Annotated in this window: 7 protein-coding genes and 1 pseudogene; all 8 read left to right on the forward strand. The window is 32.9% G+C overall.

Annotated elements, in window-relative coordinates:
- Positions 1 to 10: 10 nt before the first annotated feature.
- The 8 genes and pseudogenes from FYJ33_RS03780 to FYJ33_RS03805 all read left to right on the forward strand — a co-directional run bounded on the left by FYJ33_RS03780 (position 11) and on the right by FYJ33_RS03805 (position 12,629).
- Positions 11 to 1,720 (forward strand): peptide ABC transporter substrate-binding protein, encoded by a 1,710-nt coding sequence (locus FYJ33_RS03780; protein WP_206046604.1) that lies wholly within the window; start codon positions 11 to 13, stop codon positions 1,718 to 1,720.
- 158 nt (positions 1,721 to 1,878) lie between these two features.
- A complete protein-coding gene (locus tag FYJ33_RS16210; protein ID WP_328598647.1) occupies positions 1,879 to 2,277 on the forward strand; it encodes a response regulator transcription factor in 399 nt (132 codons plus the stop codon).
- Complete coding sequence (locus FYJ33_RS16215; protein WP_328598648.1) at positions 2,274 to 3,413, forward strand: HAMP domain-containing protein; 1,140 nt, start codon at positions 2,274 to 2,276, stop codon at positions 3,411 to 3,413. The genes FYJ33_RS16210 and FYJ33_RS16215 overlap by 4 nt, the downstream gene beginning before the upstream one ends.
- A gap of 200 nt (positions 3,414 to 3,613) precedes the next feature.
- Positions 3,614 to 4,190 (forward strand): annotated as a pseudogene (locus tag FYJ33_RS16220) (glycosyltransferase family 2 protein); the annotation flags it as partial.
- 168 nt (positions 4,191 to 4,358) lie between these two features.
- Positions 4,359 to 5,765 carry a glycosyltransferase family 39 protein gene (locus FYJ33_RS03790; RefSeq protein ID WP_235900770.1) on the forward strand — a complete coding sequence of 469 codons (1,407 nt, stop codon included), beginning with the start codon at positions 4,359 to 4,361 and terminating at the stop codon, positions 5,763 to 5,765.
- A gap of 2 nt (positions 5,766 to 5,767) precedes the next feature.
- Positions 5,768 to 6,442 (forward strand): mannosyltransferase YkcB-related protein, encoded by a 675-nt coding sequence (locus FYJ33_RS03795; RefSeq protein ID WP_154530440.1) that lies wholly within the window; start codon positions 5,768 to 5,770, stop codon positions 6,440 to 6,442.
- A 334-nt stretch (positions 6,443 to 6,776) separates the two neighbouring features.
- Entirely contained in the window at positions 6,777 to 7,427 is a 651-nt protein-coding gene (locus FYJ33_RS03800) for an HAD family hydrolase (protein ID WP_154530441.1), read from the forward strand.
- Between the two features lie 264 nt (positions 7,428 to 7,691).
- Complete coding sequence (locus tag FYJ33_RS03805) at positions 7,692 to 12,629, forward strand: pullulanase X25 domain-containing protein (RefSeq protein WP_154530442.1); 4,938 nt, start codon at positions 7,692 to 7,694, stop codon at positions 12,627 to 12,629.
- Positions 12,630 to 12,812: the final 183 nt, after the last annotated feature.

Genomic DNA, 12,812 nt, shown 5'->3' on the forward strand with positions numbered 1-12,812 from the left:
GGGGTTAATAATGAAGAGAAAAAGATTAATTACAACAATTATTACAGCAGCATTAACAGCATCTATTGCTTTGTCAGGATGTGGAAATTTGGGTCCTACAGGAACTACTAAGGTGAGTACTAATGAAAAACAGATACTAAATATCATAGGGTATGATTTTAATTCACTTGATCCAGGGAAAGTTGCTGATGCACAGTCATTTACAGCTATGACTAATGTTTATGAGGGACTTATGAAGGAAGTTGTAAATGAAAAGGGAGAATCACACAATGAATTTGCCGGTGCAGAAAAAGTTGATATAAGTGAAGACAAGCTTACTTACACTTTCCATTTAAGAAAAGATGCAGTTTGGACTGATGGAAAGCCTGTAACTGCCAAAGATTATGTATATGCATGGAAAAGGATAATAGATCCTAAAACAGCAGCACCATATATGAATTTGATGGATGATATAAATGTTAAGGGAGCTAAAGAAATAATTGAAGCAGTTAACGCTAAGAAAGATAAGTCAGAAATAGACAAGCTTCTTCTTGATTTTGGAGTAAAGGCAAAAGATGATTATACATTTGTAGTAACATTGTCAAAGCCTACACCATATTTCACTAATGTTTTATGCTTTAAGAGCCTTGCACCAGTAAGAGAAGATAAAGTAAAGGAACAGGGAGATAAGTTTGGATCAGATCCAATAAGTACAGTATATAACGGACCATTTGTAATCAGCGAATATGCAAAGGGATCTAAGATTGTTTATAAAAAGAATGATAAATACTGGAATGCTAAAAATGTTAAGTTAGAGCAGGCAAATGGAACTATCGTTACTGAACCATCTACGCTTGTAAAACTTTTTGAGAACAAGGAACTTGATGTGGTTAATGCCAGCAAGGATGATCTTGATAAATTAAAAGAAGAATCAAAAAAGGGACAGTATCAATATGTTACAAGAAAAGAATCAAGAGCATGTTTTAATTACTATAATGTCACAAGTTCAGTTCTAAAAAATGCTAAGATAAGACTTGCACTGTCACTTGCTTTAGACAGACAGGAGTTCTTAAATGTAGTTTATAAGAGCTATCTTCCATCTAACGGATATATAGGCAATGGAGTTTCATGTGGAGATAAGGAATATAGAAAAGCAGTACAGGAACCACTTAAGAATGTTAAGGATGATCCTAAAAAATTGTTTGAAGAAGGATTAAAAGAAGAAGGCATAGACGATGCATCAAAAGTATCTTTAAAACTGCTTTTAGGTGTGCAGACTGCAGAATCAAAAGCAACAGGAGATTATTTGGCTAAGCTTTATAAAGATAAGTTTGGTATAAATATTAAACAGGAATTTACACCAGATGCACAGACTTATTATAAGGATAGGACTGATGGCAACTTTGATATATGCAATGGTGGCTGGGCTGCAGCTTATGATGATGTAAGTACATTTTTCACTGTATTCAGAACTGGTGATGCCAATAATGATGGTAAATACTCAAACAAAGAATATGATGAACTTATAAATAAAGCAGGTATAGAAAATGATAATGAAAAGAGATTAGATTTATATAAAAAGGCAGAAGAAATGCTTATTGCAAAAGATGCTGCTGTAATGCCTACTTATTATACAGAACTAAATCAGTTTAGACAGAATTATGTTAAAAACTTTACAGTACCAAAGTTTGGACCTTATTATGATTTATCAACAGCATATATAGAAGGAAAAGAGAAATAAAGATTAAAAGGTGTCCTGAAATCAGCGTTATGATGTCAGGGCATTTTTTCATACTGATTATATTTTAAAATTAGTATGATATAATAATCACATAATGTACACAAAATTCTATGGTAATATAATATGTACTAAAATATATGTTAGGAGTGGTATCCTCTATGAGGATATGTCTAGTTGAAGATGAGAGAAGTCTAAATGTACTTCTTGAAAAATATCTTCAGATTGAAGGGTATGAGGTTACTACTTTTTTTGATGGAAATTCAGCAATGAAAGCAATCAATGATTGTCCAGAGCTGTGGATTTTAGACATAATGCTTCCAGATATAAGTGGATATGATTTAATTAAAGCTATCAAGAAACATAGTAGCAAAACGCCAGTTATTTTCATGTCTACAAGAAATGAAGAGCTTGATAGGGTTGTAGGGCTAGAACTTGGAAGTGATGACTATCTTTCAAAACCATTCCTGCCCAGAGAACTTGTTATTAGAACAAACAAACTTATGCAGAGAATATATGGAAGCAATGACGAAAAGACTTCAAAAATATATGTAATGTGAATGGTTATTTAATCGACAGCAATCAAAGAATAGTGTATTATGATACTTCTGAAATTCAGCTTACTAATAAGGAATTTGATCTTCTTAGTTATTTTGTGAAAAATAAAAACAATCTTGTTTCCAGAGACCAGATACTTTTTCAATTTCGTTCATTAACAATGAGGATTTGGACAACATTTACGGTAATAATTCTTGTGATTATACTTGGTATTTCTTTTATATACCTTGTTATTTTCAGACGAATCAATAATGAAGCAAAAATGAATGACTTAAAGGTAGCTCATGATATGATTGTTGAAAGTGATAATATTTATGAGCCTAACAGGCTCAATGAGCTTCATAACTTAATGCAGAGTAGACATTTTATTGTTGAAAAATATGATAAAAGCGTTAATATTGTACCAATACAGAATAAAATACTTATGCCTGATAAGGGTATAGAGGATAAAGCTCCAGTAAACAAAAGTCTTACAGACAAGAGTTTTGCAAATAAAGAGATGCATTATGATATGCCATTTAGCAAAGAGAGAAGTCTACATCAGTGGATGTGCAGCTTTGCAAATAGCAGAAACCTAAATGATACAAAATATCAGAAGAGGTTTAATGGCAAAATGTATAATTTTATTATAAGCTATGTAAAGAAAGACAAAGGAAGAAGTATATATTTAATATCATATAGCCCTGAATCAAAAGATAACAGGCTTATTTACTATGAAATAGTAATTGGATTAATTTTTATTATTATTGACTTTATTACATCTAATACTGTTGCAAGTTCGATTGCCAAGCCATTGAAAAAACTGGAGGATTATACAGTGAAAATTGCTAAGAAGGAATGGGAAACACCTATTGAAATTAGCAGTAAAGATGAAATAGGCAGACTTGCTGAGTCTATGAATAAAATGCAAATAGAATTAAGGCGTGCAGATGAAGAGGAAAAGATGTTCCTTCAGAGTATATCTCATGACTTAAAGACACCTGTTAATGATATTTTTGATAATCAGTATAAAGATAAAAGCGGGAATTTTGGATTAGGTCTTGCTATTTCTAAAAAAGTAATTAACTTTTATCGAGGTGTTGTATACGCACAGAACGAAGATGTGGGTGTTACATTTGTCATAAAAATTAAAAGGTAAAGATAAAACTTTATGAACTATAATTTCAAGTTATGTTGAGGTTATAGTTTTTTTATTTTGTAATAAATGTATTTATTTCACTTCACATAATATTAACATATTGATTTGATACTTCTCCTATATTTTCCTTGTAATATAAATACATAGATAAAAAATTATGTAATGTTGTTAGTGAATTGCTAAAAAAGGAGGAGTAACTAATGGATAAAGTAGTTTATTCGATTGTAGTTCCGGTATATAATGAAGAACTTGTTATTAAAGAAAGTTATATCAGACTTAGTAATGTTATGAGCAAAACAAAGGAAAGTTATGAGATTATCTTTGTAAATGATGGCAGCCGTGATAAGAGCAAAGAACAGCTTCAGAGGATTTGTGAGATTGACAAAAAAGTCAAACTTATTGATTTTTCTAGAAATTTTGGCCATCAGGCTGCTATTACAGCAGGGATGGAGCTTTCTTCTGGAGAAACCGTTGTGGTTATAGATGCAGATTTACAGGATCCACCTGAAGTAATTCTTCAAATGATTGAAAAATGGAAAGAAGGATATTATGTAGTATATGGCAAGAGGACAAAAAAGAGAAGGCGAAACTTTCTTTAAAAAGTTTACTTCAAAAATGTACTATCGATTGTTAAGAAGCATGTCAGATATTGATATACCAGTAGATACCGGTGATTTCAGGCTAATTGACAGAAAAGTATGCAATCAGCTTATGGTTCTACCAGAAAAGAATAGGTATGTGAGAGGACTAATAAGCTGGATTGGCTATGAGCAGACTATTAGAAATATAGTAAATGGTATATCAATTTTCAGTATGAATGTAGGAATATCTTTTAATTTTCTTTTAGTGGCTATATTAATGCTTTCAGCAGTATTAAATATAGGAAATTTAGGGCTTCAGGGCTATGGCAATCAGTACTATGCAGCTGGAGTTAAGAGTATGACAATGAGTTTAAAGAATTTTTTCTTTGTCTCATTTGATCCTTCTGGTTTTGTGAGCATAGATAAGCCGCCACTGGGATTCTGGATACAGGCTGTTTCAGCAAAGATTTTTGGCGTTAACAGCTGGGGGCTTCTTCTTCCACAGGCAGTTGCCGGGGTAATTTCAGTAGGAATTTTATATATGATTGTTAAGAGAGCGTTTGGCAAGAATGCTGGTCTTATATCAGCTTTATGCATGGCAGTTACACCAATATTTGTTGCAGCAAGCAAAAATAATACTATAGATAATTTATTAGTCCTTGCTTTATTATTAGCATGTTTGCTATTGTCAAAGGCGGCTGAGAATGGCAAAACTAAAACACTTATTTTCAGTCTTGTGCTTGTAGGTATTGGTTTTAATATTAAGATGCTTCAGGCGTACATGATACTTCCTGCAATGTATCTTGCATATCTTGTGTCTAAAAACTTAACAATGAAGAGGAAGATAATTAATCTTGCGTGCGGTACTTTAGTTTTAGCAGTTGTATCATTATCATGGGCATTTGTGGTTGATATGGTACCACCTTCAAATAGACCGTTTGTAGGCAGCAGTACTAATAATACAGTCATGGAGCTTATTTTTGGGCATAATGGCATTGAAAGGTTTACTACATCATTAGGCGGCGGTAAGCCAGGTTTAGCTCCATCAGGGAAAAATGGGAAAATGGAAAGACCTGATGGAAATATGAATCAGAATAATAGCAGTACTGATAATAAGATACAGAATGATCCAGGAAAAGATAATTATCAAAATCAGCCACAAGGAAATAATATGCCACAGGGCATGGGAAATCCACCCGATGGTATGGACATGAAAAATATGAAAAACGGAAATCATGGTGGAGTTAATTCAAATTTTGGCGGCTCTGAAGAAGCTAGTATACTAAGACTTTTCTCAAGCAATGGATTATTTGATCAGATTTCGTATCTTATACCATTAGCATTAATAGGTTTTATAGCTTCAATACTTTGCGAAAAATCTAAAAAAACAATGGATAATAAGAAGAGAGTATCGTTAACATTATGGTTTATGTGGTTCCTACCTGTATTTATATTCTTCAGCTATACTACAGGAACATTCCACCCTTATTACTTAACAATGCTGGCAGCACCAATATCAGCTCTGACTGGTATAGGGCTTGTATCAATGTGGAGATTGTATAAAGAAAACAAGGACTGGATGAAGTGGCTTTTACCAGCAGCATTAGGTGCAGACGGTGCTTTGGAGATACTTTTATTATCATATAATTTTGATATGACTGTAGCTAAAATACTTATAGTTATTATAGCAGTAATAACATTACTATCAGCAGCAGTTCTCTGCATATTTAATGTTAAGAATGATGTATCAGTAATCATTAAGAAAAACTGATAATGGCAGCTGTTACAGGACTTTTGATAACTCCGCTTGTATGTTCATCTGTGACACTGTTTAAGACTATGCAGGGCACTTTCCCTTCAGCAGGACTAAGCCTTCTTAGCAGCAGAGAAGGAATGGGCGTAAAAGGCGACGGTAATATGAAGCATCAGATGGGTATGATGGAAGGTAACAATCAACCTCCTATGAATGATGGAGCTACACCGCCACAGAATAATAGTAATAGTAGCAGTAAGAATAATGAAAATAATCAGCCTTCAAATAACAACAATAATACAGATGGTATCATGCAGATGATGCCAGATAGTAACAATAATGATGGAAAGCAGGGTGAAGCATTTGGTGAAACAAGTTCATCTATGATTAAGTATCTTCAGCAGAATAAAGGAAATGCTAAGTATCTGCTCATAGCACAGTCTTCAAACAGTCTTGCTAATATCATTCTTCAAACTGGTGAAAATGTAATGGCACTTGGCGGATTTTCAGGAAATGACAATATCATAACTCTGGATCAGTTTAAGACTATGGTTAAAAACGGTGAAGTAAGATTTGCAATGACAAGCGGCCAGGTTGGAGCAGGCAATAATGAAATCATGAACTGGATTAAGCAAAACGGTAAAGCAGTAGAAAGTTACAATAATCTTTATGACCTGAAAGACGCAGTTAAATAAAGAACTACGTTTAATAAAATTCTATAAGTTTAAGTGAATGTGATGATAAATGAGGATTTGTAGATTAGTTAAGAGAGCAGAACGAAGAGAGCAGAGAAAAGGATGAAACTTCCCAGTAGGAGTTTAAAAATGGAGGTTTCACCTCCAAGCCTCTATAATTATTAATTTGAGAGGTTTGGAGGCATTGCCTCCATTAAAATAATAAATTTATAAGCGAAGCGAATAAATTTAATCCTGTACTCTAATCTCTGCTCTCATAGTTATAATCTATTTTGATTTATATATGAGTTACTGTATAATATATCTTAGAATAAGTATGACTGGAGAGATAAAGATGTATAAAGGAGTAATTTTTGATTTAGATGGAACGCTTATAAATTCTATAGGTGATCTTGCAGCAGCATGTAACTATGGTCTTGAAAAATGCGGATTTCCGGTGCATGAAGTTGAACAATATAAAACTTTTGTCGGTGATGGCAGATATAAACTTATAGAGAGAATGATATCAAGTGAACTTAGAACTGAAGAAAATATAAACAGGTTATTAGAGTTATTTGATGAATATTATGGTGCTCATATGTTTGATAATACAAAACCATATGAAGGTGCTATAGAGCTTATAGATGAAATTAGAACTAGGGGCATTAAAACAGCTGTAGTTTCAAATAAGCCTCATGAATTTACAACAAAGATAGTCAAGGATTTCCTTGGAGATAGATTTGAAGTGGTATTTGGACATAGGCCTGGCTGCCCGACTAAACCTGATGCTTATAGTGTAAATGAAGTTATTAAGATGCTAGGCTTAAAGAAAAGCGAATGTTTATATGTAGGCGATTCAAATGTTGATATAATAACAGCAAGAAATTCTGAAGTTAAATCGGTAGGAGTGCTATGGGGATTCAGAAGCAAAGAAGAGCTAGTAAAAGAAGGTGCTGATTATATTGCAGAAGATATGGCTCAGTTGAAAAAATATATATTAGAATAAAATTAATAAATTGAAGTAAAGTATCTCGATAAAAATTTTAGTTTATCGAGATTTTCTATTTTGTGGAAAATTACAATTTAAAAAATTAATCTTGGTTTAATGATTAATTTATAATATAAACATGAAGCTAAAAATTAAGGTGAACAAATTAAAAAATAAATTTAAAATATATGGAAAATAGAAAATGAAAGTAGTATAATTTTATATGGAAATAATAACAAAGCAATCATGGAAACGTTTTCTAAACTTAAGGGGGATTTATGAATGAAAGAGAGAAAAGTCAAAAGACTAACATGGCTTACACTGATTTTGTTCTGCTTTACATTATTTAATGGCGTTTTTATACCTGCATCAGTAAAGGCAGAAGAACAGTCAGCTGTATCATCTAATGCTGTAGCAGTATTAGTAGGTGATTGTATGGAAAGTAATAATCTCGGAAAGAACTGGGATCCAGCAAACTATAATAATCAGCTTACAGAATACAAAAATGGTATTTATGAAAAAGCTTTCAGTCTTAAGAAGGGATCTTATGAATATAAGATTGCGATGAATGGTACTTGGGATGAAAGTTATTGTGGTGAAAATGTTAAAAATGACAAAACAGCATTAGAATTAAAAGAAGATACAAAAGTATATTTTAGATTAGACCTTAAAAACAAAAAAGTCTACGATTCAGTAAACAATCCAGAAAGCTTTAAGCAGAAGGCAATTGTTACTGGTAATATAGATAATTTGCTTGATAAAGGCCAGGCGTGGAAACCAGAAGATGATAATTTTAAGCTGGATTATCTTGGCGGTGGAATATACGCAAAGACTTTTGACATCAAAGAAGATGCACAGGCTAATGAGTATGATTTAAGTTATAAGATTGCCTTTAATGGTGCATGGGGTAATGGTGAAATTCCAGGACAGGATGTCAGTGTAAAAATTCCAAAAGGAACTAAGAAGATAACATTTATTGGTGATTATCTTACAGGTAATGTAACAGACAGTATACAAACTCCTGAAATAGTTAATGAAGCCTCACTTATAGGAACTGTAAGAGGAGATGAAGCTATTAACTGGAAAGAGACTAATACAGATTTTGATATGCATAAGATTGATGCAACAAAGTTCCTTTATACAATGTATTTAAAAACTGGTGAGTATGAGTACAAGATATGTTTAAATCATGCTTGGAAAGTTTCATACCCAGGAGATAATGCAAAACTTAAGATTGCTAAAGATACTAATGTAGTATTTATAGCTGATGTTAAAGATGGAAAGGTTTACGACTCTGTTAACAATGCTGATGATGTTAACCTTGCTTTAGGATTAGCTAAAAAGCCTGAAGTTGTAACTGGACCAGTAATTAATGGCAACGGAACTGTTACATTTAAGTATAAGGCTCTTGATGCTAAAGAAGTTTACCTGGCAGGAAATATGACAAGCTGGGGAGACGGAAAACAGTTGATGACAAAAGATGCTGAAGGCGTATGGTCAAAAACATTAAGAGTAGGAGATAAAGCACAAACTTTATCATATAAGTTTATAGTTGATGGAAAATGGACAGTGGATCCATTTAATTCAACAACAGATAAAGATGGCAATTCAACAATTGATTTTCCAGAGTATAAGGGAAGAATAATTACTCTTCCAGGATCTATTGAAACAGCAGTAGGTTCAAGTGCATCATGGGATCCTAAAGACGACAAGATGTTATTCACTTATACAGGAAACGGAAACTATAAATTGGTTCTAAAGAATGTAGCAGCTGGATCATATGAATATAAGATTGCAGTTAATCACAGCTGGGATCCTGAAAATTATGGATTAAATGGAGTAGATCATGGTGACAATATACCTTTTGTTAATCCTAAAAAACAGGATGTAACATTTTTATATAATGATGATTCTCATAAGGTTGTAAACAGCGTTACTTATAAGGTACTGGATATAACTTTAAAAGATGGTGAAAAAGAATTAACTAAGATTACAGATGAAAAGCTTAATGGTATTTATTCAGGAAGTATAAGCTTAAAGGCAGGCACTTACAATAATTTATCGCTTATTATAAAAGATAAAGATGATACCAAGACTGTAAAGGTTGATTCTGTAAAGGTAAATAAGGATAAAATAGTAACATTTTATTTAGATCCAACAACTGAATTATGCTATAATGATGCATCAGATATAAAGATTGATACAACTGGTATAATGTATAATTCAAGAGTAGAAGATTATAAGAAACCTTATGGATCAACTGCTGAAGGTGAAAAAATCACTTTTAATTTGAGTACAAAAAAGGATATGATTACTGAAGCTAAGATGATTATTTGTGGCAGCAATGGTGTTACTGTAAAAAATATGACTAAAAACGGTACTTTCAGTGATGGAACTGATAAGTGGACATTAAATTATACACCAGCAGCTATAGGTACTTACAAATATTATTTTGTAGTAAGCAATGGCTCAGATGTAAAAGCTTATGGTGATGATGACGGATATTTTGGAAAAGGTACAGCAGGAAATATCGGTGAAGTAAAGAATTATGAATTTAACATTCATACAAAAGACTTTAAGACTCCAGACTGGCTAAAGAATGGAGTTATGTATCAGATTTATCCTGACAGGTTCTTTAATGGAGATACAACAAATGATTATCTTCAGACATATTCAAGAGGAAATTCTGAATATGAATTTGTTAAGGACTGGTATTCACTTCCTAAAGATCCTGAATTAAAGCTAAAAGATGGATTTAAGTATCCAGAAAACGCAAATGTAGGAGATACTTCAGTATGGTCAAATGATGTTTATGGCGGTGACTTAAAAGGAATTGAAAAGAAAGTTCAATATCTAAAATCTTTAGGTGTTACTATTCTTTATTTAAATCCTATTGGACAGTCTATTTCAAGCCATAGATATGATACTTCTGATTATAACAAAGTAGATCCTTTACTTGGAACAATGGACGATTTTGTAAGTCTTGCCAAAATTGCAAAAGCAAATGGCATGCATATAATTCTTGATGGAGTATATAACCATGTATCAGATGATTCGGTATACTTTGACAGATATGGCAAGTTCATGGCTAAAGGAAAGCCACTTGGAGCTTATCAGTACTGGTCTAGAGTATATGATTTGATGAATGAAAAAGGATTAAATCAGCAGGAGGCAGAAAAGCAGGTTACTGCAGATTTAAAGAAAGCAGGCATTACAGACCTTCATTACAAAGACTGGTTTATTATTAATAATGATAAACCTACTGTAGATGCAGATAAGAAGCCTATACCAGTGAAAGATCAGCATTACACTTATGAAGGCTGGTGGGGGTTTGATTCTATGCCAGTTATTCAGGCTTTAAACGGTTCAGAATATAATGTTAAAACATGGGCTGATGAAGTTATTGATGGCAAAGATGCTGTTTCAAGAAAATATCTTAGAAATGGGTCAAATGGATGGAGACTAGATGTTGCCAACGAAGTTTCTGACGAAACATGGAGAGCATTTAGAAAAGCTGTAAAGAGTGAAGGCGATAACGCAGTTATCGGTGAAATATGGGAAGATGCAACTCATTATATCCTTGGTGATATGTATGATTCAGTTATGAACTACAGATTCAGAGGAGCTGTTATTAATTACGTAAAAGGAACTACAGATGATAATGTTACTACAGTTTCTGCAAAGGATTCTATGAATGAACTTGAAAAGATGAGAGAGCAGTATCCAAGAGAAGCTCTTGAAGCTATGATGAATCTTGTAGGTTCACATGATACTCAGAGAGTTTTATCTGCTCTTGATGGATATCAGAAGAGCAGGAGAGATTTTGCAAAGCCAGCTACTGATCTTGCAAAGCAGAAAATGAGATTAATACCTTTCTTACAGATGACTTATGTAGGTGCACCAACTATCTACTATGGTGATGAAGCTGGAATGGTAGGATGTGATGATCCTGATAATAGAAGAGCATTTATCTGGGGTAAAGGAGATAAAGCTCAGGTAGAATGGTATGCAAAACTTGCAGCTGTAAGAAGTCAGTATTCTTCATTAAGAACAGGTGATGTACTTGTTTCAGATGTTGAAAAAGCTTTTGCGGATGATGTTATATCATATGCAAGAAAAGACAATGATTCTTATGCACTAGCTGCAGCAAATCGACAGCAGAAAGATATTACTGTAACTATAAGTGCTCCTGGTGTTAAGGATGGAACTAAACTTACTAATATATTAAACTCTGCTGAAAGCTATACAGTTAAAGATGGCAAGGTAACTGTTAAGATTCCATCTTTAAGTGGTGTAATCTTAGTTGATAAAGTTAAGACTATTGAAGTAAACTACGATGGCTTAAAGGATGCTTATGAGGGAGACAAGGTCGCAGAAAGAGCTATTCCTAAGTCTCAGAAGGCTATCTGTGAGGAAATTGAGAACGCTAAGGATGGCAGTGAAGTTGTTATTTCTGATAATAATTGCAGCATAAGTAAAGGTGTATTAGAAAAGGCTGCTAATAGCAAAAAGAACCTTACTTTTGTAATATTAAGAGGAGACAATAAATTTATCATTAAAGATGTTAAAGCGTTGAAAGAAGCTTTAGACAGTATTGGTTATAATGATTTTGAATGTATTGTAATTGATAAGATTGCATCTTCATCTTTAGTAGAGAAAGTTAATAATCATCTTGCTTTGCAGATGGGGACTAAGACAAATCTTAAAGATGGAAAGCTTGGCACTAAAGTTGTTATAACTGCAAAAGTAGATAAGAAATATGCTGGCAGAACATTATATGTTTATGCAGTAGACAAGGATGGAAAATATTCATTTATTCAAAGCATAAATGTTAAAGATAATTTAGAGGTTCAGTTTACAACTGATAAGCTGACTGACTTTGTACTGCTTGATGATAAGATTGAAAATATCATTAAGACTGATCAGCCAGTAGATCCAGGAAAACAACCAGGTGATCCTGGAAACCCAGGAACTACTGATCAACCAGGAACACAGCAGAAGCCAGGAACTACTGTTAATCCAGAAAATCCTGCAAAAACAGATAACAACAAGAATCCACAAAATAACAATAATACTTCTAATGGTAACAAGAACAATGCTGCTCTTGTTAAGACTGGAAGTGTGATAAATATGGCGACAATTATTGTGGTTGCACTTGTCATAATAGCAGCAGGAGTAATTACTTTGATCGTTTCAAAGAAAAGAAAATCAAATAAATAAAAAACAATAAGAGCTGTCGGAATATTTTCTGACAGCTTTTATATTTTAAATATGAAGAATTTCACATAATTTCATTTAGAAAAAGGGTATAATTTTTAAATAAAAAAGCGTATAATAGAAAAAGTTATGAGGTATATATTTAGTGTGGACAAGCTTATTATAAAATACCATAGATAAAGGAGA

The sequence above is a fragment of the Inconstantimicrobium porci genome, from assembly GCF_009696465.1.
GTDB classification, from domain to species: Bacteria; Bacillota; Clostridia; order Clostridiales; family Clostridiaceae; genus Inconstantimicrobium; species Inconstantimicrobium porci.